Annotated in this window: 24 protein-coding genes and 4 pseudogenes; 11 read left to right on the top strand and 17 right to left on the bottom strand. The window is 59.3% G+C overall.

The features are described 5' to 3' along the window. Position 1: 1 nt before the first annotated feature. The 3 genes and pseudogenes from AAFG50_RS09385 to AAFG50_RS09375 form a co-directional block, all read left to right on the top strand. On the top strand, positions 2-373 hold the full coding sequence (locus AAFG50_RS09385; RefSeq protein ID WP_039187448.1) for a transposase: 372 nt from the start codon (positions 2-4) through the stop codon (positions 371-373). Beyond that, a pseudogene (gene tnpB, locus AAFG50_RS09380) lies at positions 370-618 on the top strand (IS66 family insertion sequence element accessory protein TnpB); the annotation flags it as partial. The gene AAFG50_RS09385 and the pseudogene tnpB, both read left to right, overlap by 4 nt. Before the next feature lie 53 nt (positions 619-671). After that, positions 672-821: pseudogene (locus AAFG50_RS09375) on the top strand (transposase); the annotation flags it as partial. A gap of 156 nt (positions 822-977) precedes the next feature. On the opposite strand, the gene AAFG50_RS09370 reads toward AAFG50_RS09375, so the two are convergent. From AAFG50_RS09370 to AAFG50_RS09355, 4 genes are all read right to left on the bottom strand, one after another. Beyond that, complete coding sequence (locus AAFG50_RS09370) at positions 978-1,397, bottom strand: hypothetical protein (RefSeq protein ID WP_231166643.1); 420 nt, start codon at positions 1,395-1,397, stop codon at positions 978-980. A 275-nt stretch (positions 1,398-1,672) separates the two neighbouring features. After that, entirely contained in the window at positions 1,673-2,176 is a 504-nt protein-coding gene (locus AAFG50_RS09365; protein WP_131234270.1) for a hypothetical protein, read from the bottom strand. A 106-nt stretch (positions 2,177-2,282) separates the two neighbouring features. Beyond that, positions 2,283-2,465 (bottom strand): hypothetical protein, encoded by a 183-nt coding sequence (locus tag AAFG50_RS09360; RefSeq protein ID WP_074077354.1) that lies wholly within the window; start codon positions 2,463-2,465, stop codon positions 2,283-2,285. Between the two features lie 170 nt (positions 2,466-2,635). Next, positions 2,636-2,863, bottom strand: a complete 228-nt coding sequence (locus AAFG50_RS09355; RefSeq protein WP_074077356.1) for a DUF3606 domain-containing protein — start codon at positions 2,861-2,863, stop codon at positions 2,636-2,638. Between the two features lie 917 nt (positions 2,864-3,780). Between AAFG50_RS09355 and AAFG50_RS09350 the strand changes: the two genes are divergently transcribed. After that, positions 3,781-4,149: a hypothetical protein gene (locus AAFG50_RS09350; RefSeq protein ID WP_161533436.1), complete on the top strand. Its 369-nt coding sequence runs from the start codon at positions 3,781-3,783 to the stop codon at positions 4,147-4,149. Positions 4,150-4,445: 296 nt separating this feature from the next. On the opposite strand, the gene AAFG50_RS09345 is transcribed toward AAFG50_RS09350, so the two are convergent. The 3 genes from AAFG50_RS09345 to AAFG50_RS09335 form a co-directional block, all read right to left on the bottom strand. Further along, positions 4,446-6,242, bottom strand: coding sequence for an NAD(P)/FAD-dependent oxidoreductase (locus tag AAFG50_RS09345; protein ID WP_028176058.1), 1,797 nt, complete (start codon positions 6,240-6,242; stop codon positions 4,446-4,448). Positions 6,243-6,559: 317 nt separating this feature from the next. Beyond that, positions 6,560-7,900 carry an adenylate/guanylate cyclase domain-containing protein gene (locus tag AAFG50_RS09340; protein WP_028176057.1) on the bottom strand — a complete coding sequence of 447 codons (1,341 nt, stop codon included), beginning with the start codon at positions 7,898-7,900 and terminating at the stop codon, positions 6,560-6,562. 676 nt (positions 7,901-8,576) lie between these two features. Then, the gene (locus AAFG50_RS09335; protein WP_028176056.1) at positions 8,577-9,776 is read right to left on the bottom strand and encodes a transglycosylase SLT domain-containing protein; all 1,200 of its coding nucleotides are present in this window, start codon (positions 9,774-9,776) and stop codon (positions 8,577-8,579) included. 291 nt (positions 9,777-10,067) lie between these two features. On the opposite strand from AAFG50_RS09335, the gene AAFG50_RS09330 reads away from it, so the two are divergent. After that, entirely contained in the window at positions 10,068-11,219 is a 1,152-nt protein-coding gene (locus AAFG50_RS09330) for a L,D-transpeptidase (protein ID WP_028176055.1), read from the top strand. Positions 11,220-12,223: 1,004 nt separating this feature from the next. Then, the gene (locus AAFG50_RS09325) at positions 12,224-12,985 is read left to right on the top strand and encodes a porin family protein (RefSeq protein WP_028176054.1); all 762 of its coding nucleotides are present in this window, start codon (positions 12,224-12,226) and stop codon (positions 12,983-12,985) included. Between the two features lie 171 nt (positions 12,986-13,156). Here AAFG50_RS09325 and AAFG50_RS09320 read toward each other — a convergent pair whose 3' ends face one another. The 3 genes and pseudogenes from AAFG50_RS09320 to AAFG50_RS09310 form a co-directional block, all read right to left on the bottom strand. Then, positions 13,157-13,417, bottom strand: a complete 261-nt coding sequence (locus tag AAFG50_RS09320; RefSeq protein WP_311997635.1) for a helix-turn-helix domain-containing protein — start codon at positions 13,415-13,417, stop codon at positions 13,157-13,159. Positions 13,418-13,543: 126 nt separating this feature from the next. Further along, positions 13,544-13,825, bottom strand: a pseudogene (locus AAFG50_RS09315) (cyclic nucleotide-binding domain-containing protein); the annotation flags it as partial. A gap of 401 nt (positions 13,826-14,226) precedes the next feature. Further along, the gene (locus AAFG50_RS09310; RefSeq protein ID WP_052118474.1) at positions 14,227-15,387 is read right to left on the bottom strand and encodes a tetratricopeptide repeat protein; all 1,161 of its coding nucleotides are present in this window, start codon (positions 15,385-15,387) and stop codon (positions 14,227-14,229) included. Positions 15,388-17,142: 1,755 nt separating this feature from the next. Here AAFG50_RS09310 and AAFG50_RS09305 point away from each other — a divergent pair. The 4 genes from AAFG50_RS09305 (at position 17,143) to AAFG50_RS09290 (ending at position 18,774) form a co-directional block, all read left to right on the top strand. Beyond that, positions 17,143-17,319 (top strand): hypothetical protein, encoded by a 177-nt coding sequence (locus AAFG50_RS09305; protein WP_166466000.1) that lies wholly within the window; start codon positions 17,143-17,145, stop codon positions 17,317-17,319. 4 nt (positions 17,320-17,323) lie between these two features. Further along, entirely contained in the window at positions 17,324-17,740 is a 417-nt protein-coding gene (locus AAFG50_RS09300) for a hypothetical protein (RefSeq protein WP_063778795.1), read from the top strand. 322 nt (positions 17,741-18,062) lie between these two features. Continuing rightward, positions 18,063-18,365, top strand: a complete 303-nt coding sequence (locus AAFG50_RS09295; protein WP_060910340.1) for a hypothetical protein — start codon at positions 18,063-18,065, stop codon at positions 18,363-18,365. A gap of 217 nt (positions 18,366-18,582) precedes the next feature. Continuing rightward, a complete protein-coding gene (locus tag AAFG50_RS09290; protein ID WP_011090426.1) occupies positions 18,583-18,774 on the top strand; it encodes a hypothetical protein in 192 nt (63 codons plus the stop codon). Between the two features lie 312 nt (positions 18,775-19,086). Here AAFG50_RS09290 and AAFG50_RS09285 read toward each other — a convergent pair whose 3' ends face one another. The 6 genes and pseudogenes from AAFG50_RS09285 to istA form a co-directional block, all read right to left on the bottom strand. Continuing rightward, complete coding sequence (locus AAFG50_RS09285) at positions 19,087-19,443, bottom strand: hypothetical protein (RefSeq protein ID WP_053815160.1); 357 nt, start codon at positions 19,441-19,443, stop codon at positions 19,087-19,089. Between the two features lie 426 nt (positions 19,444-19,869). Then, positions 19,870-20,790, bottom strand: a complete 921-nt coding sequence (locus tag AAFG50_RS09280) for a hypothetical protein (RefSeq protein WP_074077358.1) — start codon at positions 20,788-20,790, stop codon at positions 19,870-19,872. A 285-nt stretch (positions 20,791-21,075) separates the two neighbouring features. Next, positions 21,076-21,495: an NUDIX domain-containing protein gene (locus AAFG50_RS09275; RefSeq protein WP_053815143.1), complete on the bottom strand. Its 420-nt coding sequence runs from the start codon at positions 21,493-21,495 to the stop codon at positions 21,076-21,078. 265 nt (positions 21,496-21,760) lie between these two features. Further along, positions 21,761-22,234: a hypothetical protein gene (locus AAFG50_RS09270; protein ID WP_156902900.1), complete on the bottom strand. Its 474-nt coding sequence runs from the start codon at positions 22,232-22,234 to the stop codon at positions 21,761-21,763. A 344-nt stretch (positions 22,235-22,578) separates the two neighbouring features. After that, entirely contained in the window at positions 22,579-23,442 is an 864-nt protein-coding gene (gene istB, locus AAFG50_RS09265; RefSeq protein WP_039183785.1) for an IS21-like element helper ATPase IstB, read from the bottom strand. Positions 23,443-23,450: 8 nt separating this feature from the next. Continuing rightward, a pseudogene (istA, locus tag AAFG50_RS09260) lies at positions 23,451-24,941 on the bottom strand (IS21 family transposase); the annotation flags it as partial. Between the two features lie 218 nt (positions 24,942-25,159). Here istA and AAFG50_RS09255 point away from each other — a divergent pair. Then, positions 25,160-25,309 carry a hypothetical protein gene (locus AAFG50_RS09255; RefSeq protein WP_156149849.1) on the top strand — a complete coding sequence of 50 codons (150 nt, stop codon included), beginning with the start codon at positions 25,160-25,162 and terminating at the stop codon, positions 25,307-25,309. A 206-nt stretch (positions 25,310-25,515) separates the two neighbouring features. On the opposite strand, the gene AAFG50_RS09250 is transcribed toward AAFG50_RS09255, so the two are convergent. After that, the gene (locus tag AAFG50_RS09250; RefSeq protein ID WP_236845253.1) at positions 25,516-26,526 is read right to left on the bottom strand and encodes a PAS domain S-box protein; all 1,011 of its coding nucleotides are present in this window, start codon (positions 26,524-26,526) and stop codon (positions 25,516-25,518) included. Between the last annotated feature and the right edge of the window lie 43 nt (positions 26,527-26,569).

Below are 26,569 nucleotides of genomic sequence, written 5' to 3'. Positions count from 1 at the left end.
TATGGCCAAAGCGGAAGTGGAAGTGATCACGTCGGAGCGGCGACGGCGGCATTGGTCGCGGGCTGACAAGGAGCGCATCGTCGCTGCAGCGTTGCAGCCGGGTGCGACGATCCTGGGCGTGGCGCGCGCGTTTGGTGTGCATTCCAGCCAGGTGTTCCGCTGGCGCCAGCAGCTGTGCGGCGAGGAGACTGCCGTGCCCGGCTTCGCCGCTGTGACGATTGCAGCCGATCCCGATCTTCACGCAGCGGCAGCTCCGCCTCAGGGGCTGATCGAAGTCGAGATCGGGACTGAGACCAAGATCCGGATCAGCGGCGCGGCGGATGCCGCGACGGTGACGGCGGTGATCACGGCGCTCCGGGCGGGTTCGCGATGACGATCCCGATCCCCTCCGGCACACAGGTCTGGCTGGCGAGCGGCCATACCGACATGCGCAAGGGCTTCGACGGCCTGGCGCTGCTGGTCCAGGAGACCTTGAAGCGCGATCCGCATGGCGGCCATCTGTTCGTGTTCCGCGGCCGCAGCGGCGGGCTGATCAAGGTGCTGTGGCACGACGGCCAGGGCATGTGCCTGTTCGCCAAGCGGCTGGAGCGCGGCCGCTTCATCTGGCCACAGGCTGTGGACGGAGCCGTGACGATCACGCCGGCCCAGCTCGGCTATCTGCTCGAAGGCATGCGCGCAGCCGCCCGCTGGTCGATGAGCTTCATACCTTCCTGCACGAGCGCCGCGCCAAGCTCTCCGGCAAGAGCGAGACCGCCAAGGCGATCGACTACAGCCTCAAGCGCTGGGAGGTGTTCACGCGCTTCATCGACGATGGCCGGCTGTGCATGAGCGAAGGCGTTACAGCGGCCGTTGCCGGATGGCGCGCTCAAGATTGTGATGCGTGGAGCGGAGAAGGAAGTTAAGGCGGCGGGCTGAACGGGAACAACTGGTTGGCGATCTCGTCGCTGCGCCATCCAACCGCGCCAGCCCAGCCTCAATCACGACGATGTCTTCCTCGATCTGTCGAATAGTGCTCGTGCAGTCGATCCCGGTACATGAATTGAGATCTGCGATAAGTTTGCGGCGCTGTGTCCGAAGCTCATCAAGAGCGGCTTGGTCTCTGAGGGAAACGTAACGGAAGCAGACCATCGATTGTTCGCACCAGTGGCCAAACACTGCGCTTTCCCGACCATGGCCTCTAAGTTGTCCGGATCGAGGCGCAGCGCACTATCGAATAGGTCCTTCGCCTGATCATTTTGGATCTTCGACTGCGGCCCGTAGAGCTTTGCCCAGCCGCGCATCGCGAAGTCCATGGCGTCTGGATTCCTCGACCGGTCCACTTCACTGCGACGGCTTTCGGCCTGGATCAGTTCAATGTTCAGCGAGCGGGCGAGCCGCGCTGTGATCTCGTCCTGCAAGGCGGCGAGGTTCGTACGATCGCCGTCGAAACGATCGGACCATACGTCCCGACCGCTCGCGATATCCGTAAGTGATACGTTGGCCCGGACCTGATCCCCGTTGCGTCGCACCGCGCCCTGGACTGCCCAGCGGACGCCAAGGTCCTTGCCGAGCGTCCTGAAGTCGATCTGCTTGTTCTTGTATGTAAAGGCCGTTCCGCGTCCGATAGCCGCAACGGCCTGCGCGAGGCGCGCCTACTTCGGAGCTTATTAAGCCGTAGGGCTTGGCACTGGCTTCATCCGCCTTTTTCGGCCGGATGGTGAGCTGTCATATAGGATGTCGCAATCGTCAGAAGATGGACGGCAGCGGTGCCAAGTTGCTGCATTTCTTGATCGATCGCGTATGTGCCCGCGGCGCGGTGATATGCCATTGCTACAGTGGCGTAGGCGTCGGTGATGAATATTGCCAAATGGTCTTCGCCGTCATTTCCCCGTTGGCTGCGCCGCTTCACAACCTCAAGGGCAGCTTCAGCGGTGGCTCTGGCAATCTGCGCATCCTCCGAAAGCGGCTCTATGACCGGACGGCAACCGGCGGATGCTCCTTCTATCGCCTCATAAAATCGCCGCTTGCGAGCCTCATCTGCCGATAAATAACTTCGAAGAAAGCGCTGCGTTCGGCCAACGACGTATTGTCGATCCTCTTGGATTGTTTTCCGTCTTGGATCAGTTTTAATCCAGCCAAACACGCTCGGATCTCGCTGAGTTGTTGGTTCAGTCAGTGATGGAGTTTTCCATGTCATCGCGCGTCTTTGGCCAGACTTGCCTGACCAAATTCCCGTCGCACTGAAAGCGGTGCAGCCCTGAGAGTTGATCCGATCTGGCGGACGCCATTCACATGAGGCAGAGTTAGCGAGCCGACCGCCCCGGATCGACCGGGGTAATCTGCAGGCCCGCCTCATTCAGAGCTTCGATAATCTGCTTCCCTAGGAGCTTGGCTTCTTCAATTCCACATTGCGCGTCAGGATGTCCTTTGAAGAAATCAGAAATCGCGGTGGCAATAATGGAGTTTATTTGGTGTGGATCATCCATTTTGCTGCAACCACCGGCCTCGGCCACAAACAGGCAAGGACACTTTAGACTTGCGGGGCATTAGCGTAAGCCAAAGAACGAAAGAATGGCCGCGATCACAACGATCAGTCCTATCAAGTAAATGAGACCGTTCATCGCATTTCTCCTCAAACGGGGTCGGCCCCAAACCTCTACGTCACGGCCGCGGGTTCTTTTTTGGAGCTGGCGTGTTCAAGGCCCGCCAGCCTTTCGAGTTCAACTTCCTTCTGTATGGCGGCTAACGAGTTACCCATCTTATCGACGATCCTGACTAAATCAGGAGCGGAGATGCCAAGCCGCTTTCGAACAGACTTTACCTGCTTCGCGTCTGCAAGATTGAGCGTTGTGCGAATAGGACGCGACGGTTTTACTAGCGACATAGCCGGCCTCCTTAGTTGTTCAAGCGCGAGCCGGCCTTGTTGTTCCAAGCTTGCTCTCGTGGGTACGCAGCGCCTGAGCCCAACCAGAGCTGGCTAACCGGCATCGCTCCAAATGCCTCGTGGAAATAAATCCGCACTCGAGCGTGAGTTGTCGGCCAACCGTCCCGCTAAGTGATTAGCCCACCAAGCTTATTTCGAACGCAAACCAGACCGATCCTATTGAGCTCGCCAAAAATCCACGCCGAACCAGTAAAAAATCTCTGAGTGAGAGTCGACGCCCCTCGACTTGGAGTCTCGCCTGTTCGCGGACCTTCTCGTAGCCTGGTGCACTGCCCCGATCAGGGCGCCATTGCAGGGGGATAGGCAGCGTAGCGAGGGCCGCCATAGTGCCCGCACCTCGCCGGACCAGTTCTTCAATCTGGGTCTTGGCTATCCCTGCGACAAGCGACAGGTGATCGTCGCTGCGCCGCCTCGACGCACAGGGCTCACGCCACCGGCAGATTTCACAGTGCTCGATCGGGTCGGGATAGAGACCGCTATGCGAAGGCGAAGCCGCAAAGGTCTCGAGGCTTCGCCTGATGCGCCGATAGAACGCTGCAAAATCAGCCATGCGATACGCCTCCGGCAAGTATTGCGTCCCCGGCGTCACAACGTGGGCCTTCTCCGGGGGCCTCTGCTGCATCTTCGCCAACAAGTCCGAGTTAAAGACTGAGTTGCAGGACCGTGTTGCCTTTGGTCTCGCGCGCTAACTTGGCGTCCGTGACTTCGTAAGACCCAAGCGCCCAAGCCGCTTGGTATCTCGACCCGACGCAGCACATCGGCGCGACCACTCCAATGTCCATCCTGTAATGCCGCTTGGACGATCACTGCGTCGCCGCGGACCATCGCCTAGCGACGGAGCCGCCCTGCTCGGCAAGATGGTCGACGAAGCCCCGCTCGTGGATCTTGCCGCGCTCTGTCAGCGCATCGAGAGTTGGGTCATCGCGGACCCTTGGCCTCGCCAGCTCGCCTTGCGCGACCTTGAGATCGAGGTACGTAAGGTAACGACAATTCAGGTGCCCGACCAAGTCGCCTGCGCTGAAGACGATCGCCGCGCCGTTCTTTTGCATCTATTCCCCCGCGACTGCTGCCGGGACCTAAGGGACACGGCTTTCGCAGCAACGATACCGGCCTTCAGACGGGCGCAAAAGGCCTTCGGAAGTAGAACACGCAAAGCGAAAGAAGCCGGCTGCGAGCCGAGTATCGACAGAAACAGCCGCGCCTTCACCCATCCGATCTTTATGTGACAATTGGGTTTTCGGACCACCGGAGCCCGCAAAGCAAACAAGGCGAGATAAGCCACAATGCGCACATCAGTTGTTATGGAAGAAGTCGGCCATAGACCGACCTCAAACTAGACACCGGGCCGAAATCTATCTTGATCTCCGCCTTGCATTGCCGGCTCAACCGGTCGACGCGACACAGGCGCTAAAGCTGGCGCAGCGGACCAGTGGATCTTCGATGCGGGGTCCGCACGAGCTTGTCAGGCCCATGCGGCAATGGGCCACGCCAAACCGCGAACCCAACCATGTGCTACGAAGCTTTATGCCTTGTGATGAACGGGCTGCAGGCCATAGACCGGGGTCGGAACGCCCTCATAGCGAGCTTTCAACTGTAGGGACAGGAATTGCGAGTAGTGACGCGACTGGTGCAGGTTACCGCCGTGGAACCATAACCCTTCCTGCTGCGTCGGCTTCCACATGTTGCGCTGTTCGCCTTCCCATGGGCCGGGATCCTTGGTGGTATTCGAGCCTAGTCCCCAGACCTTGCCGACCTTGTCGGCCATGTCCCGGCTGATCAGGTCGGCGACAAAGCCGTTCATCGAACTGTAGCCGGTGGCGTAGACGATCACATCGGCGGGCAGCTCCTTCCCGTCGTAGAGTCTGACACCATTGGGCGTGATTTCCTCGACCTGGCCTGCGACCAACTTGACCTTTCCGTCGATGATGAGCTGCGAGGCGCCAACGTCGATGTAGTAGCCCGAGCCGCGACGCAAGTACTTCATGAACAGACCGGAATCGTCGTCGCCGAAGTCGAGCCGAAAACCGGCTCTCGTCAACCCTGCATAGAAATCGGCGTCATCCTGGCGGATCTTGTCATAAACCGGCTTCTGCAACTGATGCAGGATCTTGTAGGGCAGCGAAGCGAAGATCAGATCGGCCTTGGCTGTCGTCATTCCACCGCGGACCGCGCGCTCTGAATAGAGGTCCGCGATGGATGCCATCAGCGAATCCGAGCGCACGATATGGGTGGTCGAGCGCTGCACCATGGTCACGTCGACGCCGGCCTCGTACAGCGCGGCGCAGATGTCATGTGCCGAATTGTTCGAGCCGATCACGACGACCTTCTTGCCCTTGTAGCGATCGGGACCTGGGTGGCGCGAGGAATGGTGCTGTTCACCCTTGAAGGTGTCCATACCCTTGAATTGCGGCATGTTCGGCTTGGCGGACATGCCGGTCGCGAAAACCAGCTGCTTCGGCTTGAGCGTAATCTCCTTGCCATCGCGCTCGACGACAACCGTCCATTCCTTTTTGGCGTCGTCCCAGTCAGCGTGTTTGGCCGTGGTGCCGGTCCAGTAGTTCAGCTCCATGACCTTGGTGTACATCTCCAGCCAGTCGCCGATCTTGTCCTTGGGCGAAAACACCGGCCAGTTCTTCGGAAAGTCGATGTACGGCAAATGATCGTACCAGACCGGATCATGCAGGCAGAGCGACTTGTAGCGGTTGCGCCAGGAGTCGCCGGGACGGGCGTTCTTCTCGACGATGATGGTGGGCACGCCGAGCTGGCGCAACCGCGCGCCGAGTGCGATGCCACCCTGACCGCCGCCGATGATGAGCACGTACGGCTGCGTCTTAAGGCCGAGCTGCTCGGTTTCCTCGTCCCGCAATTCCTTCCATGTTTTGGCGCCGGGATTGACGCCATGGCGGGCACCAAGCGGCCGGGTGAAGCCCGCCTTTTCCTCGTGACCTTTCAGTTCGACCATCGTCGTCAAAAGCGTCCAGATCTGGCCGTTCTGGAGACGGACTAGACCGTAGCCGCGCGCGACCTCGGTCTCGAACGTGATCCAGCATTCGATTACGCCGTCGGCTTCAGTAGCGCTTTCCGCGTCGGCTATTTTCCAATTGCGTGGCTTTGCTTGTGCCAAGCAGGAGTTGAGCATCTCGCGGATCTGATCGCGACCTTCCATGGTCTTGATGTTCCAGGTGAAGGCAACGAGGTCGCGCCAGTAGCACTCGGGTGCGAACATCGCTACGGCGGCGTCCAGGTCGCCCGCCACAAGCGCCGCTTCGAATTTGTCGAGAAAGGCCTGGATGCGCGCGTTAAGCGTGGTGTCGAGCATCATTTCCTCCCAAGAAGCTTTTTGATCTTTCCGCAATTGTTGCAAGCTTATCCGAACGATCGGCCGAAACCAGACTCGCGCGGATCAACTTTTTCGCAGCGCTTCTGATCGGATAGCGGCACCTTGCCGCGGTGCGTCAGTCCGCAAATTGCTCATGTTTCGTGGTCGCTTTGCCGAAAATTTGTCAGCAAGCGGATGATAGGACCCACTCTTTTGCGAACTGCCGGTCCGACCGAATGTCCGCTTTGCGCGAGGACCCGCCATCCGGCCAAGTCGCTTGTTGACCCGAAGCAGGTGCTTTCCGCAACCGACAAGGCCTAACGTGCACATTCTTGAACTGCGAAAAGCCGCCAGCGGCCGGGGACGCCCTTGAGAGTATGAGAACCCCGGTCCGAGCATTCTACTCTTGAGCCAGCGATCAGGTCCTTCACGGTGCTGGAAAGAAGTATCTCGCCAGGATCAGCGCGGGCTGCCACGCGCGCACCGATGTGCACAGCGATGCCAGCCACGTCGTCGCCTTCAATTACGCACTCGCCAGTATGAATACCGCAGCGGATCGCCAACCCCAAACTGCCAACCACGTCCCTGACCGCGCGCGCGCATTTGATCGCGCGCGCCGGGCCGTCGAAGGTTGCGAACACACCATCGCCGGCAGTGTTCACGACGCGACCGCCGAGACGCGCGACTTCCTTGCTAACGAGCTGATGATAGTTGTCGACCAGGTCGCGCCAACGTGAGTCTCCGATCTCCGTGGCGCGCTGGGTCGACTGGACAACATCAATGAAGAGGACCGTTGCGAGAACGCGGTCCGCCTCCAACATCGGAGTTTCGCCCGTCAGAAATTCTTGGATCTCTGCAAGCAGCGAATCGGCATCGCCGATCCAGAGCATGTGATCGTCGCCGGGCAGCTCGACGAACTTTGCACCCGGGATCTGCCCGGCCATGTAGCGAGCGCCCTCGCAAGGCTGCAATCGATCGCCTCTCCTGTGGAGGATCAAGGTAGGCACCCTGATCGTCGGAAGGATCGCGCGAATGTCGACCTCGACATTCATCCGATAGAGCGTGATGCCGGCGCCTGGGCTGGCGGCTATGCGCATGAACTGGGCCCACCATTGACGCACCCGTTCGTCATTGGCAGCACTGGGGGCCAGCGTCTTGAGGCCGATCGGTGTTCCCCAATGCTTTTCGTAAGCATTGAAGGCGGCTTCGTGCTGCTCACGTGTGGGGCCCCACGGATAGTCGTCGGTGCGAATCCACTTGGCGTAAGCGCCGTACATGATCAGTGCGGCGGTGCGCCCGGGATAGGTCGCGGCAAACAGCGTCGAAAGCGGCCCCCCCTCAGAGATGCCGAAGATGACGGCGCGATTTGAACCTGCTGCGTCCATGACCGCGCGGATATCATCCATCCGCATTTCGAGGGTGGGCAGCGCGCTCTCCGCGACGCGGTCCGACAGGCCCGTGCCGCGCTTGTCAAAGACGATGAGGCGACTGAAAGAGGCCAAACGGTTGAGGAACCTGGCTAATGCGGGATCTTCCCATTGGTACTCAAGATGAGAAATCCAGCCATGAACCAGCACCAAGTCGATGGGCCCATCACCAACGACTTGGTAGGCGATGTGAACGTCGCCGCTCTTGGCGTAGTGGGTTGCAGGGACCATAGCCTGGTACCCGTCGGATTACGTCATTGTCGCCCACGACAACTACACTGCGCAAGTCCACGGCGGAGGATCAATGCGTCAATACGGCTTCCCTGATGCGCCTGCCCAAGATCAATCAGGCTTCGCCTTCTGGTCCTTAGCCGTTGTCGACTATCTCGCCAGATGTCCGCTTCGCGTCCACGAGCGGATTCGCAAGTGAGATGTTATGAAAGAAGTCGGTCGATGGCCGACGTCCCTTTTGATGCGTTTAGCGGATCTGAAAACATTTGGGTCGCACGTCAGCGATGGGCCAGAAGGGAGGGCCGCTCTTGGGCGCAAAGCGGACACAAGGCGAGATCTGCATGTCGCCGAAGGGCCGATAGTGTTGCAAAAGTCGAAAGCTGAACGACGCCGAAAATCTCGCAAAAGCTGATTTTAGCCAGCTCCACCACTGCAATGCTCCGTAGCGCCCATACGAAGCTCCGTGGTCGTTTTTGTGGGAAACGATGTGGTCCCTCATATCGCCGCGTGCGAAGCGCAAGCAGACATCGGCACCTGATCGATCACCTCGCTAGCGCGCAGCAGGAACGACCCGAGCGCGTCGTTGACGACGTAAAGTGCATCCGCGCGACCAGCGGCGGTGAGGCCCCGCTCGGCCCGCGGGTGCGGCAACTCCTGCCAAACACTCAACGGAAATTTACTGGTGCGCCCGCTCGGCATCGGCGGTGGCGGTGGTCATGTATTTCGAATAGAAATGAGCAACCCGCTCGCGCCACATTCCGACGAACGCCTCCGACGTTAGCTTCTCCACCGATTTCCACGCCTCTTTGACGGCCGGAAGCGTATTGCGCCAGATCGCGCGCCTGCACCATTTTTCGCCCTTCTCCCTGCCTTCGCTGGTGGCGCACATCGATTTCCAGGCTATGCGCTTGGGTTGGCTGAGGTGCTCCGCGGCGCCCTCCCAGCCCTGCTGATGGATCAGGTAGAGATCGTTCAAGTCCGGCTCCCTGTGCGTCACCCACTGAAACAGAATGCCTTCGATGATGACCTTGTAGGCTGCCGCAACGGCATTATCGCGGGGATTGAGAATGTCTCCGGAGCCGAATTTGCCGAACTCGTATTTGCTCAGCTGGAACAGTCCGATATACGACCCGGTGCGTTGCTTGGGGTCGAAACCGGACTCGACCTTAGCCACCGCCTTCATGAAAGTGAAATCCAGACCGAAAGCGTCGGACGCGCGTTTGATCTCTTCCACCGGCGTTCCGACCGGGATGTCCTTGAACGAACGCAAGACGATCGCAGCCGGCTTCTCGGCAGGCGGCAGTTCGGACCAGACATAACAAATGAGATACCGAAAATCCTGCGGCCCCGAGTTGGAGGAACCGCCGGATGCACCACACCTTGTCGGCGCCGGTTGGGCGACATCACGGTGGCCCAAGCCCACCGATTCCTGCACAGGCGGTAAATCGGCCGACAGCATCTGCGACGGATCGGGCAACGCGACGATCGATTCCGGCTTATCCGATACCGCCGTCGTGTCGGTGGTCGTCCCTGCCGCGGGTTCGGCGGCCGTCGCCACTTCGGTGCTAGCGACAGTGGCGTTCGCGACAACGGTGTTTGCGACAACGGCGTTGGCCATTGCGATTGCCTGCGGTTCATCCGCGAGCCGAGCGGTGGCGGCGAGAGATGCTGCGCGGTCCTCGATTGGCACTGCGCGGGCGTTCTCGGTGCCGGCCGAACCGAAGCCAGCCAGCCAGCCAACGATCCCCCCCGCGAGAACGACCGTCCCGCAAAACGTTGGCGCCACTATCGCAAATCGCCGCGGGTTCATGATGCCGTCGCCTCCATAGGCTCCGCCGGAGCCGTGTAGAAAAGCCAAGCATGCGAAGAGGCTCATTCTTGGGATCAATGTGGGTCGCGCAATGGCGCAAACGGCCGCTCGTCAATTTCTCCAAAACATGTTGCCCGATTGCAACGCGCCGATCACAAGCAATTGCGCCCGTCTCAACGGCAACTCCCACCGTAATTGTGAGTACGGTCCTATTTTCGACCCACTGCGACCAGATTTGAAGGAGAGGCTTGGCGCGCTGGTCGGGATGACGCATCAGGCGTCGGCTTCGCGCATCGTTTCGAAACGATGGAATCGTGCCTATTGGACCGGGCGATGTTCGCTCAGGGATTACGAGCAATGCAGCGCGCGATAACAACGGCTGTATTCGCCATCTTCATGCTCCCTGCGGGGATCGTACACGCTCAATTTCTGTTTGAACCCCAACACACGTTCTGGCCGGGCCAATACGCTCACAAGCACCACCACCGGCAGACAAACTCTGAAACCGCGCCCGAGCCCCTTCCGAAGGGCCCGCTCCAGATCATCATCTCAATAGCAGACCAACGAGTCTCGCTTTTTGACAACGGCGCCCTGATTGCACGCTCTTCGGTGTCCACGGGAATGGAGGGGCATCCTACGCCCCTCGGCGTGTTCAGCGTTATCAGCAAACAACGATGGCACCGTTCAAATATTTATAGCGCCGCACCCATGCCCTACATGCAACGCATCACCTGGTCAGGGATAGCGTTGCACGCCGGTGTCGTGCCTGGGCATCCGGCGTCACACGGCTGCATCCGTTTGAAGAATGATTTTGCCGTTCGACTCTGGCATCTCACGAAGCGCGGCACGCGCGTGATCATTGCGCACGGTGATGTCCAGCCGGTCGAGATAACCAATCCGCATCTTTTTCAAGCGAAAGCCGCGTCCGCTTCGTCGGAATTCCAGACTGCCACCGTCGCAACCAAGAGCATCGGTACAGCCGCAGCAACGCAGGGATCACTGGTGTCAAACGCGGAGACTCCGGAAGCCGCCAGTCTCCAGGTGCCGGGCTCGGTTCCCGCTGCAAGCGCGCCAAAAAAAATCGTCCCAATCTCCATCTTCGTCAGTCGTAAGTTGAGCAAGCTGTTCGTGCGTCAGGGATTCACGCCGTTGTTTGATGTCCCGGTCAAGATCGAAAATTCGGAGGAGCCGCTGGGAACACACGTGTTTACCGCAATGGAATTCCAGAACGAGGGAACGGCTATTCGCTGGACCGTCGTGTCGATTCCGGACGAATTTCCTCGCATCGAGGGTGCCACGAAAGGGCGCGAGGCGCCCGTGAAGCAAACCGCCCTATCGGTACCGTCGCCCGATCAGGCCAACGCTGTCCTCAACCGCATCGAAATACCTCAGGATACGGTTGAGAGGATCTCTAAACTTCTGACGCCGGCCTCTTCATTGATTATTTCCGACAACGGATTTAGCCATGAGACCGGAAAAGACACGGATTTCATCGTGGTAACGCATTGATGCGGCGACGCAACCCACCAACAAACGACGCCGCTGCGCAACCCGTTGGAATTGTTCGACCGCAATTCTGGTGCAAAATTCTTGATGTCCGCACCTAAGCCAAAACGGCGCGAGGTCCGTTCTGGGTCACGAGCGACAAACCTCACGTTGAGCACAACGAGTCCGCTCTTGCCTCGGTCGCCGACATGCGAGCGGACATGAACTTCTGTCGCTAAGGGCCATAAGCCGACCTGCCAGGGGGCAGGGAATGCTCCGATGAGCGGCAGTGGTGGCATGGCAGACACGATCGAACCGGCTGGGCGTTACCAGCGGCACTTGGTCACCTAGCAGGCTCACCGTCGATCAGGCGAAGGGGGCGGCCCCGGTTGGCTTCGCTGGCAGCGGATGCCAAAAACTCATTTAGCAGGTGTCGTTTGATCCTGATCGGTTCACGCTCGCCTTGGGAAGCGAGTAAGAGAACGCGCTCGGCAACTTCCACCGCAGATCGCTGCTGCTGACGAGTGAATGACGGACTGGAAAGAACGTCGTCTAGAACGTCGCGGAGCATATGTACTGTTACCGTGTCGTAAGTCATGCGCCGAATACCCCGCTCGTCGAAACAAGATGCGTCGTAGTGATGGCGCAAGCGAAAGGAAGTGAAGCGTCGCCGGGCTCGAAATAAGCGTCCCGGCAGCGCTTATTCTCTAACTGAGCGCTGAAATCCCAGTCGTCCTGCATTGTGCAATGGTCATGCCACAGGCTTGTGACGCCGGTTCGCGCCGGGGTTCCATGCGACAGTCGAACGGCGACCGGAAGCCCCGATCGCGATCTACAGTCCCGTAATATGCACGTTGACGTGCATTTGGTTCCCAGCAAGTTCTTAATATATATAAAGAATTTCCGCTAGATATCTGCGCCGAGTGTTGCAGCTTAGCTACATCAACCTTCAGGCGAACGGGATAGCGTTGATTCCTCAGGTGGGCGTCGTGCCTTTTTTGAACTTCTTTCTGGGGAGATTTCTCGTAATGAAAAAGCTTCTGATTGCCGCGGCCGGGATGATGGCCGTGGGTCTATCCGCCCCTGCGTCGGCGGCTGATCTGGCGGCCCGTCCCTACACCAAGGCGCCGCCCCCGGTGGTCGCGCCGATCTATGACTGGACGGGATTCTACATCGGTGCCAACGGCGGTTGGGGCCAAAGCCACAGTTGCGTGGATTTCGTAACTGCCCTTGGAACGGTCGCGAGCGGGTGCGGTGATCGGTCGGGAGGCGTCGTCGGCGGGCAAATTGGATATCGCTGGCAAACCAGTCAGTTTGTGTTCGGATTGGAAGCCCAAGGCGATTGGGCCGACCTCAAGAACACGCGGGTGAGCCTGTTCAATCCGACGCTCTCAACCACGGCAAAGACTGACGCCATCGGTCTGTTCACCGGGCAACTCGGTTGGGCTTGGAATTCGGCGCTGCTCTATGTGAAGGGCGGTGCGGCTGTGACCAGCAATCGCTTGACTATATTCGACAACACCACCGGGATCGGTCTGGTCTCGGCAGATAATACGCGCTGGGGCGGTACCTTGGGTGTCGGCTTTGAGTATGGCTTCACGCCCAACTGGTCGGTCGGTGTTGAGTACGACCACCTGTGGATGGGGCACGCAAATAACTCCTTCTCCGTGGTCGATCCGCGCCTTGCGGCGGTACTCAACGACCGGATCAGCCAGGACGTGGACATGGTCACCGTTCGGTTCAACTATCGCTTTGGTGGTTACGGGGCTCCGATCGCGGCGAGATACTGATCGCTCCAGTCTGTGCAAACCAAAGCCCCGGCTCGCCGGGGCTTTTTTGCGGGCTATGAATTGCTAGCGTCTGAGGTGGGTCAAAATGCGAAGGACTCAACGTAAGCTCGGGTCTGCTATGCCCCGTTGAATGGACCTCAATGAGGCGTGTCGCCGCTTCGCTACCGGAAGTCAGGCGTCGAACTCCGCGAGAGCATGACGATCTAGCAATTCGATCCGCCGCTGAATGTTTCCGTCAAAGCGCAGCAGCGCTTCGTCTCGAAGTATGGAAAACGCGCGGGAGACGGTTTCCAAGGTGATGCCGAGATAGTCGGCGATGTCGCGGCGGTTCATTGGCAGCAACATCATCGCGGGATGTGCTAGCCGTTCATCCATTTCAAGAAGGAAGGCGGCAACTCTCTCCAGGGAAGTCTTCCGCCCCAGGAGAAGCATGTGATCTTCCGCGTGCTGCAGGTTTTGCGTAACAAAGCAAATGAGGTTTTTTGTGCTGACTACTCGATTTTGCATGGCATCGAGGATGCTGCCTCGCTTTATGATGCGAACGTGGGTTTCGACGAGAGCGTCAGCGCTAAACCGGTGCGCGACGCCATTCTCAAATCCGAACATGTCACCCTGGAGGTGGAACGCATTGATCTGGTGGCGACCATCTGGGAGCATCTTATACGTCCGCACCGCTCCGGAAGTAATCTGGTAGACGTATTCGTCGGCGTGCCCCCCTTCGCCAAAAATCTCGATGCCCTTGCGATACTTGAACTCGCTGCAGAAGACGCGCTCGCCAGCGAGATCGGCGAGGTGCCCGTCAATAGGCTGGCGGGTGGCAGCGTTCGCATTGACTAGCACCGTTCAACCATCCCCGTTTTGTAGCTTGGCAAGGAGTTGAGCATAGAGCAAATCCCCGAGATTGATCAGGCGCAAATTGGGGCGGACCTACGTAGTCAACCGGAGGCGGGTGCTTCTCTTGGCTGGCCGGAAAAATGCGTACAAAAGGAAGCCGCCAGCCCTTGGGGAAGCCAGCGGCTTTGGGTGGGGTCGCGTAGTGGGGGCTACGCAACGTCTCCATTAGCTCTAGCGAAAGGATCGCATGTTGATCAGGATCAAGCTGGATATCGGGTGGAGTCGATGGACGCCCGCTATGGGTCAAAAGCGACCGTCTGGCGCTCGGCTACAAACTTCCGGTCTGCCCCTATGAACTGACATCCCGCTACACCGCGCCTACGGACGCGATGGGCCATATGCGGAAGTCACTGCTCCGGTAGCCCCGCTTTGCGCAACGCTCCTTCCACGTAAGCGCGCTGCTCCACGTAGGCAGGATCGTCCGACAGATCGGTGGCCCGGAATTTCGCAAGACTGGTGTAGTTCGGATTCAGGCGACCCGCCGCCGCGAGTGCCGCGCGGGCAGCCGCTATGTCGTCTTTGATAGCCATGATCGCGGCGTAGTAAAGTTGGCCATATGCCAGTCTCGGATTCGTCGCCACCGACCTGCTGAGCCAGGTTAGCGCCTCATCATCGCGCCTGAGCAGGATCATCGCGCGCCCCATTTCAAACTGCCACGTTCCAAGACCCGGGTCGCGTGGACTGAGTTCAATGGCCCGATCGAACAGCGGGATTGCGTCAAGAGATTTCCCGGTGAAGACAAACGTCTCGCCAAGAAAAAGCGTCGTTGTCGCTATATTGCCGTTGATTTGCAGGGAGATCCTGTACTGCTCGGCGGCCTCTTTCTGCCGCCTCTGTGCCTGCAGGGCCCGGGCGCGCAACGCATGAGCGGCCGCATTATTCGGATCGAGCCCGACTGCTTGCTGCGAGAGCTCGTCGGCGCGACTTAAATCTCCTGCCGGGTCGGGGGATTGTCCATTGATCACCAGATTGGCTAGTGTCAGGGAAAGTCCTGTCATCGCCCTTAATGTATGCGGATCAATCTCAAGCGCATGCTCAAACAGGCGCCGAGCTTCCTCACGCGTCTCGGGCGTGGTCGGCTTGTACACGGCAGCCCATCCCTGCAAAGCAAGGTCCGACGCGGTAGGATTGGTCTGGTGCTCCAGTTCGATGCTGCGGGCCGCTAGAACAACCAGTTCCAATCCCAGAGTGCGGGCGATCCGGCCGGTTATGTCATCTTGCAATTCCAGATAGTTGCTCCGCAGACGATCGAAGCGGTCCGACCAGACATGGCCGCCAGTTTCAGTATCGATCAGCTGCGCATTGACTCGAACCTGATCGCCGACGCGCTGCACGCTACCTTCGAGCGCGAAGCGGACACCGAGTTCACGCCCGATCTGGCGGGCATCTATCGACTTGCCCTTGTAGGTGAACGCCGTGTTGCGCGCGATAACGAAGCTGCCCTGAATTCGCGAGAGATCTGTTGTCAGGCCGTCCGTGTGCGAAATAATCCTGTCCCGGATCGCCACTGAGGTTGGTGAAGGGAAGCACGACAATGGATAAGCGCGGTGCTGTCCTGGATACTCGGGACGCCGCTTACGCGCCCTCTCGCGAGGGCCAAATCCGCCGTGCCGCTGTGCCTCGTGGTGGGGCGCTACCCGTAAATTTCCCAAGTGTTGGCGACTAGGCGCGCTGGTTAAGTGGTCGGCAGGTTCTGAGCGCCGTACCATGAAAGCACCGAAGCCAAAGCAATGGGCCGAGCAGGAAATCCGACGCTTGGTCAGGCTCGCCCGGCAGGGCGTTGGCGTATCGAAGATAGCCACCGAACTGGGCCGCCATGCGGGGTCGGTGAGGCGAATGGCGCGAACGATGGGAATACTATTGAAGAAGTAGCCGTCGTTCGACGCCTGATCCGTTGAATGCAGGGCGGCGGCCCTACAGCCCAAAACCGCGGCCAATCTCCCGCACAAGCCTGAACGCAGCGTCAGTATTTCGGCCGTAAAAGAGCGCCTGATCGAGCTGCGAAAGAATGCTCAGCCCAAATAGCGCGATAGCTATGCCTCTAAATATGGTTGTGGACCGGGTTGAACCATACAGCGAAAGTTCAAATCGGCCCCAGCCGCAGGTTGGGAGAAACAGCCGGGGCCGACATTCCCATTCCGTGTGCCGTAATCAGCGGTAATCGGCACGGCTCCCAGCAAGCCACAAGAAAGCTAATGAACTGTTTCGCTCGCCTCTGTTCGGGCGGACCAGCGCCGCTGCGTGCTCCCGTGTGTAGCGCAGCGGTGACACTCCGGGCCCGAGCCCCCATAACCTCAGCAGCCTGAACGGCAGGTTGTTCGGCTACGGGGCGAGGCTAATAACCTGGCGAAGCAAGCCGCGTCGATCTTGCGCAGGCGCGCATCGCTGCACCACCTAGCTGAAGGAGGTGCGTTGCCGCTGCGCGGCGCGGCGCGAGCTGGCCAAGCAGAACTCACATCGTTTGCAACAATATCATTCCGACGACGGTCACAAAGAAACCGATTGCCGTCACTGCGGCGAAGCACCGCTCTACGCTATCCATGAACGCAACCCCTGCCGAAAAAATTCAATTCAGCGTTTTCCGTGATCTACTGCGATTCCAACCGCTGACTCGCTCGTACCCCGCGAGGAAATTTGAGATCTCCTTCCCTAGAACAGAACGCTCTGCAAAGAGTGAGAGCTAGCTGTGACCGTCAAGGGGACTTGGTACCGAAAGCGCTCATGCCGCCCTACTGTGGGCCGATTGCGTGGTGTTCGCATCATCTCCAATTGCTGGGAGCGGGAAGGCAGATGTGCATGACTGATCGCGCAGCGCATCATCGGCCAAATGCTCCCAAAACTCAGCTTCGGCGAGCAGTTTCCAACTTCGATCAGGGTGATGCGCAGCAGTCTGACGGCACAGCGATGCCATCGCGCGCAGGCGACTTAGAGTATCCACCTACTCCTCCCAATATCTTTGTTTTTTCCACCCTATTTTCTATTTTTGCGTCGGAGTCATTATGATTATGAGGCAGAACCAATTTTTAGGTTTGCAAGCGCGATTCGGCTTTCGTTACGCCTCAAATCGCGTCCCGAAAACAACGGACGCAACCCGTGCTTCTTATTCGCGCTCAATTGTCGAGCGGCGCCAAAATGGTTGTCGAGTTTGCAGTGCAGTGCAAAGGTCCTCGCCATAGCCCGTAATTCTACGGCGATGCGCATCCCTAACGTTTGGCGTCTACTTCAGATTGTTCTTATGACGATCTAATTTCAGACGAGGTCCCATGAGCGTCAAAGCCATGATGGCGACCATTCTCCAAGGCCAGATGACGTTGCGTGGTGTGAATTCGCTGTCGCCCTCCGACTACGAGCAGATCGTCGAACTGCTGATAGAGCGGCTTCGAGAGCTGGAGCTTAGCCTGGCGGCGCGAGAACTGACGGACAAGCACGAGCCGCAGTAGCGTAATGAACAACCAAGGCTGGCAGGGGACTTTCGACGATCCGATCCTACTGCCAGATGGCCGCAAGCTGATCACGCTGCACGACGCCGCCACCGTCATCACGAAGCTGCCGAAGCCCGAGCATGATGCTCCGGAATGGCAGGCCGCCATCGAGGCGCTGATGCTGGTGGTCGATCTCGGAGGCCCGACGATCTTCGCTCGCGTCGGCGTTGTGCGTGCGCTTAGCCGACATCAGAAGCCGTTCGTCAAGCCGCGCAAGAAGCGCGTGAGAGCGTACACGAATCGTCAGATGATGAAGCGGCCCTGGATTGTAAAACATCAACCGCGCCCTATTCGCAGCGCAAGCACTTGTGCTGCGTGGGGCGCGGAGGTTGACGCTCGCTTTCTCTGGCCGCCAGGACGCTGGCACTGTCGGCGCTGACCCCGTCGGGCGCTGGCATTACCTGTTTGCCAGGCTAGCCGAACACCTGTCTGTGCTCGCATCGGAGGTGGAGCGGGCGATTGGCAAGCCTGCCGCCCAAGGCCGTAAAAGCCACACGGGCGACGATCTGCGGAGGCTGCCGCTGCATCTTCGCAAGTCCAATCTAGAACGCCTACTTGCGCGGCGCCCACGATCTGCGCCACGGGCAACTCGACAAGAACGCGCCTCTGCTTGAGTTACCTCCTAATGGTAGACGCCCGATCTACCGTTTGTTCGCAACGATTGGCATGATGCACGGACTGTACGCCGTGAGGTGAAGACAATGATCAATGACCGCCTCCTGCGGCCACCGCCGATGGCTCGCATCCGCAAGATCGGCATCATCGGAACCGCACTCCTCCTGCTTGGGCCGATGGCCGCTTCCACCGTTCTTGGAGCAGGAACGCGCATCTCTGAAGGCTTCGAGCCGTTCGAGAAATCAGCGAATGAGCGCATCGCCCAAGCCTTCGAGGACATTAGGGACCTCGCGCCCATCTCTGATGAGCTGAACACCGCGCTGGCGTCGCTGAGCCAGAGTGTGCAGGGCGCGCAGAAGCCGCCGGTTCAGGCTGAAGGCAATGAATGACCTGATCTGACTTCCTTCTGTGATGAGAGGCAATGCAGCTCGTAAGTAACGCCGTGCCGTTTGAGGTGCCATTTCCGGGCATGGGACAGCAGGCACGTTTTCACCACGAGGTTGTCAAAATAATCCCTCTGCTTCCACGGAATGGGATACCTACGACGTCCAGTACCTCAACGCCGATCCCAAGTAATTGCGACCACGTCCGTCGGAGAGATCGACGATGACCGAAGAACGAATTGCTCGTTTACGTACCCATAGGAACAATATTGATCGATATCGGCGCCTGCTCGAAACTGAGTTAAGTGAGGCCGAACGGCACTACCTCGAAAGGCGGCTGTCCGAAGAACAATCCGCAATGGAAATGGACCTGAGCACGGTCGAGCCGCCGCCGATTATGGTCGGACCGAAATGACCACCTCAGATCGAGCACGACCTTTGGCGGGCGACGGCCCGACCACTGCGGAAACTGCTCGGCGTCTGGGGATAAGATACCAACATGCCTACAACATCCTGCACAATTCTGGCGCTGACAAATCCAATCGGCGGATCGGGGCGAGGCAAGTGGGTCTCCTCGCCATATACGCGCAGCGGCGACATTAAGGGAACGAGGGAAAGACGGCTACGTTCGACCACAACAAATGGCCCCGACGCTTTGCACGTCGGGGCCCTTCAAGATTATCAGGCCGGTTACATCCGCCGTGCCCTCTGATCCAGATGTCGCCGATTACTGCACCCGATTTTGTGCAGATGATGGCAGCCGCACGGCATTGAGGTAATCACATGCGGCGCGAAAGCGCTCGGCCGCCAGCTCGCCCTTGCGCCACTCGGCGCGCCGTCGGCGCTCGGCCGCCAATTGTAGACCCGCGACCGTCGTTGCGATAACGTCGTCGATCTCCGCGCCCGTTAAGGTCCGGCGAATTTTCAGCACGATGCTCAGGGCCATGATGATTGGGCCGTGTGGGCGCAGCAGATCGTGCGCCTGCTGCTCGCAGAACGACAGGAACCGCTCGACAGCCTGTGCCGACTTGCAGACCAATGTCGCGAGCGCAACTGCTTGCTCAACGTCACTAACGGAGGGCACGGGCTCCCTGGCAGAAGCATACGTTCCGCGACAGATGCCGCGCCCAGCTCAATGCAACGGTCGAGCACGTGCAAGTACGTATCTGCGGCATCGCCGCGAACCTCGCCATCCTGGGGCATGAGGTCCCGCAATTGGCCGCACAGCTCCGGCACATCAGCAGCGTCGTCATCGCTGCCGAAGGCAACGCTGTGGCGCGGCCCCCACACGAGACCGCCGTACTTCCCGTTCTGATCGGGATTGATTGTCGCTCCGCCGAGCGGCTTGCCGAGCAAGCGCGCTGCCACGGCGTGACCGGCCGAGCAGATCGTCGTATTCGTCGTGCTCGTCGCCAAAGCTCATGTAGTCATCATTCATGCCGGAACTCCTGCGGCCAGCTCATCGCGTCCGATGAGCTGGCCGCCTTCCACCGACTCCGCGAAAGCTTATTCACGAACGCGGAACGTCAATCAGGATCGTGCGCGGTTCCGCGGTGGGGAGCGGAGTGAAGTTCGCTGAGCGCGGCACAGGATCGTAGTGCGGCAGGTTCTTGGGCTCCTCGACGACATCGAGATCGATGACATCTGGCGCGCGCGGATTGAAGTCGCCGCCGCGCGTACCACGGAGCCGAGCGCGCTTCGGATCCGTCACCAAGACCGCCACACCCATGCGCAGAGCACGCTGCGCAGTCGTCACCGGCATGGTTGCATCTTCAAATTGCTTGGCGAAACGGATGCGGCCGTCGTGATCGCGGAAATTTGCAGACTTCATCATGAAGATCATTTGCGTCGGCGGCGACGGCTCAGCAATCGGGACCGAAGTGGTGACCGGCTGGGCTGCCGGGATAGGCGCAACGCCCTCGCGGACCGCGACCACCATGCCGCGCAGCTCCACGAGCGCAAAACCGGTAGCGACTTCGACCTGCGTCGCGGTGTTGCAGATAAAGCGGACCATTGCGCCGCTCTCATGGTGGAAGTGAAGTTTCTCCAGGGCGTCGGCAAAGCGCTTACCAGCCGCCAGATAATCCGGCAGCGCCCGCTCGACGGCATCGAGATCACTGGCCAGCTTTTCGCTTGCGGCCTTGCGTTCGACAGTAGCGCGTTCTGCTGCGAGCTTCTGCTCGGCATCGGTAATCTTCGCCTGCACCTCCACGAGCGCATTCGCGTAACCGTCACGGGTCACAGCGCAGGCGGCGACCGCCGTCTCCAACTTCGCGCGGGCCTTGTCATCGGCATCAAGATCGGCATCGAGGTGGTGACGCTGGAGTTTCGCTTTGGCGTCATCGTGGGCCGCTTCCGCAGCGGAATGGCGGCTATTCAAGGCTGCGGCGCGCGTGCGCAGCGAGGCCAGTTCGGCTTCAAGCTTTTCCATGGGTGATTTTCGTCGGAAGAATGGTGTCATGCCTCCTAGCCTACGGAGAGCAAACCGATTTGCGAATGATGGACCTGTGGCCTGCGCCACATGGCTGGGCATTCAAGGGCAATTGTTGTGGTGATGCCCAATGATTGCCGGATCGTTGGGCGGGCGCACTTGCAAATGGCCTCAGATCAGATGTCCGCTTGCCCCTGATAAGCGGCGGAATAGCGGACGTTCTCCAGTGGCTGCTTGGGGCCAACAACGGACGTCGCAGTTGCGGAGCAAGTCGCAACGACAATCTCATATCCGAGGCCGCACTGTCTCCAGAGCTTTCAGAGCCTCCACCACCGAATTGTAGATCAATTGGTCTTCCGGCTTACGGTTCTCTTTGAGCTTCTCCACGTTCGCGCGATCAACCCAGAGAGTTTCTGACACTTTGTCGGTTTCCAGAGCTGGATTTGTGAGGTCCCCGTCGACGGTCACGATGAACTGTCGTTCTTCGTAGGGTGTCGGCCCATAGCTCCAATACTTAGGTGTTAGCTCAAGAACGATGTTTTTGAGGTGCCAGCCTGTCTCCTCATGTATTTCGCGGCGCAGAGCAGAACGAACGTCCTCGTCGTCTTCGACGTGCCCGCCGATTAAGTCCCAACACCCGGGAAACAAGCGACGCGTCGATGAGCGCCTTTGCACAAAGACGCGCCCTCGACCATCAACGACCATCGCGTCCGCAATAAGCTGTCTTCTTGATGGCATTTCGTCGGTGTCGGGTGCGGTATAGGTTAGCCTTTGCGGCGTCCACTTGAGGCCGACGGCTTGGCCTCAATGTCCAATTTTTAATCCGGGTGTCCGAGGTCCGCAACGGGTCATTCGTGTCGTTTAGCGGTCGGTCAAGCTACCTCTGATCTACCCCCAACTTCAGACATATTGTGCCACTGCGCTAACTGACGCGAAGGGCCACAACCGGACGTACGTTCGGGATGCCCCGTCATTGACTGGTCTCGTTCTGTCTTCGGATCAGGGACACGTCCGAGACGCGGGGAGTGATCGGCAATCCATGCTGTCTGAGAACACTCCATCCGGCCCATAGCTCGACGAGGCCGAAAAGACTGGCCGCAGGAAGAACCCAGGTCATTCGTCTGGCGCCCAACGTAGCGGCCATCGTCGCGCAAAATACAGCGACCAACACGGCAGGAAGGACATAGGGCCAGTTTCCGATAACTCCGTCCAACCTCCTTCGGCCGATGAGCAATACCGCAATCACCCCGAAGCAACTCATGGCTAAAAGGAGGACATTCCCGCCGATGTCGAGCACAACGCTTATCCCGTGCTGTGGCATGGAGAGGGCCCCCAGCACGTGTTCGTAAAGACGAACGCTCGAAGCATAGGCCATAAGAAGACAGAACAACCCGAATACGAAGCCGATCGTCTTGAAGAGAGGCCTTGCCGCTTGTAGTTCCATGCGCACCTTCACCTCTGCTCAACGCTTCTTGAGGCGTTCAACCAAAGCCCACTTTGGGTAGAGCGCGCTGGTGAATTTACCGCTCATGTCCTTGGTTAAGCTGAGGTTGCCGCAATCGCTTAAAGGCGTTGGAGAACGACGGCCTATAGTATCGGCCGGAGATCACCCCAATAACCACCTCACTTCCGCTAATGGGATGGTCCGGCCGTGCTCCTGCCCCGCCAGCGATAAGCTGGCCAGGGGCGCCAAGACAAGGAGCACGCCATGTCCCAGACACCCAGTACCGCGATCGCCGTGATCGGCATCGATATCGGCAAAAACTCGTTCCACGTCGTGGGCCACTGTCAATCGGCCTGTAAATTTGACCCCTCATCGGCGTCCAATTTTGACCCCTTCGTGCGCCGCGGTTTGACGGTAGCGCTCGGCTCGTTGGAGCTGGCCGGGATAGCGGAGACGAGACGAGCGCGGGTGGCGTGATCGTCGTCGCGGCTTTTGAAGCGCCAGCTGTCATTGCCGGTCTCGACGATGTCACAGTGATGGGTCAACCGATCGAGCAGCGCGGTGGTCATTTTGGCGTCGCCGAACACGCTCGGCCATTCGCCGAAGGCGAGATTGGTGGTCACGATGACGGAGGCGCGCTCATAGAGCCGGCTGACGAGGTGGAAGAGAAGCTGGCCACCGGACTGGGCGAAGGGCAAATAGCCGAGTTCATCCAGCACAATGAAGTCCATCCGGGTCAGATGCTCGGCGAGCCGTCCTTGCCGTCCGTTGCGGGTCTCGGTCTCGAGGCGATTGACGAGGTCGACTACGTTGAAGAAGCGGCCGCGGGCACCGGATCGGATGCAGCTTCTGGCGATGGCAATGGCCAGGTGGGTTTTGCCTGTGCCGGTGCCGCCAACCAGCACGACGTTGCGTTGTTGGGCGATGAAGCCGCCGCCAGCAAGATCATTGACGAGTGTCTGATTGATCGGCGTGCCGTCGAACTGGAAGTCGGCGATGTCCTTGGCAAGCGGAAGCTTGGCAATGGTGAGCTGGTATTTGATCGACCTGGCTTGCTTCTCGTTGATCTCGGCGTTGAGCAGGTCGCCGACAATGCGCTGAGGTTCGTGCTGGCGCTTGACGGCAGTTGCCATGATCTCGTCGAAGGCAGCCTTCATGCCGTAGAGCTTGAGTTCGCCCATGAGGTCGAAGATTTGGGTTCGTTCCATCAGATGGTCCTCCGGAGGTTGTCGTAGCGGGCACAATCGGCGATCGGTGCATGACGGAGCGTCAGTGCGGCCGGCGTCATGATGTTGGCCGGTGGGGCGGGTTCACGTTGACGGGCCAGGATATTGAGAACGACATCGGCCGAATGGACGCTGTGACTGAGCGCTTCGGCACAGGCCGCTTCCACCGCGGGCAGACCGTCAGTCAGCACCGCGTTGAGGATGTCGACCATCTGTCGATTGCCGTCGTCGGTGCTGGCAAGCTTGCGCCGGATCCGCTCGATCGCGGCTGGCAGCACCCAGTCTTTGAAGGGAGCACCGTTGCGCAAGGCGCCGGGTTTGCGGGCGAGCACCGGCACATAATGCCAGGGGTCGTAGACGGTATCGCCGCGGCCAAAGGATCGCGGGTGCTCGGCAACGATGCGTCCATCCTGACGGATCACGATGCGATCGGCATAGGCTTGAACCTCGACCGGTCGCCCGACTGCGCTGGCTGCGACCGAGTACTTGTTGTTGTCGAAGCGCACCAGGCAGGTCTTCGAGACCGATGCCGTCACCGCATGGAAGCCGTCGAAGCGGCCGGCATAGGGAACGAGTTTGGGGCGTTCGGCTTCGAACACTTCCCAGATCGTCTGATCGACCAGCTCCGGATGGCGATGAACCTTGGCGTAGGCGATGCATTTGTCGAGCAGCCAGGCGTTTAACTCGTCGAGGTTTTTGAACCGCAGCCGCGGCGTGAAGAAGCGTTCCCTGACCAGCCCGACCTGGTTCTCGACCTGCCCCTTCTCCCAGCCCGACGCTGGCGTGCAGGCGACCGGATCGACCAGATAGTGGCTGCACATCTGCAGGAAGCGGCGATTGTAGAGACGCCCTTTACCGACGAAGATCGTCTCTACGGCGGTCTTCATGTTGTCGTAGATGCCGCGGGTGCAGGTGCCTTTGAACAGGGCGAACGCCCGGTCGTGGGCGTCGAACACCATCTCCTGCGTCTCCCGCGGATAGGCCCGCACGAACAGCATGCGGCTGTGACAGAGCCGGACATGGGCGGCCTTCACCATCACCGTGGTGCCGCTCAGCAAGACCACCTCGTGGCTCCAGTCGAACTGGTAGGCTTCGCCTGGGGCAAAGCTTAGCGGGACATAAGCAGCCGCGGTCGATTGCCCGCGTTCCTTGCTCCACCGCCTGGCGTAACGCCGCACCGCATCGTAGCCGCCGTCATAGCCACGGCTGCGCAGCTCTTCGAAGATCCGGATTAACGTCAGCTGTTCACGAGCCGGTTTGGCCGCGTTCGCCGCCAGCAGTCCGTCGAGCTCTACTGCCCATCGTCCCAGCTTTGGCCGCGGCTGCACTTGCCGCTCGTACTCGAAGGAGGTCTCTCCTGACCTCAGCACCTTCCGGACCGTGTTCCGCGACACCTTCAGGTCACGGGCAATCTCCTTGATCGTCTTGCCCTTGATGAAGTGCTCGCGCCGAATCCGCGCAATCGTCTCCACGATCAGCATCCTCGACCACCTGCTTCATTCCAAAGCAGGCAGCGCAACAGACCAACCTATAGGGGGTCAATTTTGGACGCCGATCCCCCGGCTTAGGGGGTCAATATTGCAGGCCGAATGACAACATTTGCCGGCATAGGCCGGTTGATCGCCATCACCGTTACAACATTTGGCCTTTGCCGGTGACTGCGAGTCGTTGTTCACGCCTCCCACCGTGGATGGCAAGCATGTGCGAACATTGCGTGGAGCTAGATAGACGGATCAACCACCTGAAAGGCTTGCTTGCGAAGGTGACTGATGCACAGACAGTCGCCGCAATCGGCGCGATGGTCGAGAAAATCGAAGCCGAGAAGATCGCCCTCCATCTCACCAAATAAAGGCCGCCTCAGTTGGCGGCTTCTCCTGTTCGAGGATCGAGCGGCTCAACGCGCGAAGGTTTATCGGGTGCTGTCCTAGGCCGTGTACCTATAAACCCGGCGGCGTCATGTGACTGGTGACTACGTCTGCTTTGCTCCTATAGCGACCAAGTTCTTGGGGCAGCGCAATATGTCGTGAGAGCAGCGAAGCCAAGCTCGATTGGGTTTTACGTCGGAACGGCGATTTCGCAAACTAGCCCTTCCGCGCGCCAGTCAAAATGCACCTTGCCGCCAAGTGGGGTGATCGTTCCTTCGATGAGGCGGCTACCAAAGCCCTTGCGTTCGGGCGCATTTACCCTCGGACCGCCCAATTCGGTCCAGCGGAGCATTAGCTGTCCATCCTCGGCTCGCGACCAATCCAATCCAATCCAGCCTTTCGCGTTAGACAGCGCTCCATACTTGGCAGCGTTGGTCGCTAATTCATGCAAAACCACAGCAATCGCCTGTGCAGCGGTGGGTTCTAATACAATTTGCAGACCCTCCATCACAATCCGCTTGTCTTGGCCTTCTTGGAGATAAGGGGCGAGCTCTTGCTTGGCGATCGCCGAGACCTCGGCTCCTATCCACCGCGTTTCAACAAACAGCGAGTGAACATTTGCCATCGCTTGGATGCGCCCGCTGATCACTTCCTTGAGGCGCTCGGAGGTGTCGGACTGAGAAAGATTGATGATTGCCTGTACGTTCGCGAGGATGTTCTTGCTTCGGTGCTCCGCCTCGCGAGCCAGAATGCGAATCTGCTCCTGAGCTCGCTTGTGCTCGGTAATATCTCTAGCAATCTTAGATGCGCCAATGATGTTGCCGTGGGCATCTTTGACAGGAGAAACGGTCAGCGAAACGACGATTGAGCTACCATCCCTACGTCGGCGAACAGTCTCAAAATGGTCGAGGCGCTCACCTCGTCGGATGCGGGTTAAAATCTCGCGTTCTTCGCTTTGTCGGTCCTCCGGGATCACAAGTGTAATAGGCTGGCCGATCGCCTCGGCGGCCGAATAGCCGAAGATGCGCTCAGCCCCCTTATTCCAACTTGTAATAATGCCGTCCAGATTCTTGCTAACGATCACGTCGTCGCTAGATTCAACTATGGAGGCCAGCAGATTGGCCAACCGCTCGGCACGGTCCAGGGCCGGCTCGCTGACGAGAGCTTCGCGTTGAAGTCCCGGCTCTCCTTCAATCGCCAATAGGACCCCCAAACCCAGATGTTGCACTGCCGTTAGTGCCCAA

Source organism: Bradyrhizobium sp. B039 (assembly GCF_038965675.1).
Lineage (GTDB): Bacteria > Pseudomonadota > Alphaproteobacteria > Rhizobiales > Xanthobacteraceae > Bradyrhizobium > Bradyrhizobium diazoefficiens.
Note: the sequence above shows the minus strand (reverse complement) of the source record. Positions and strands in the feature narration are given on the sequence as shown.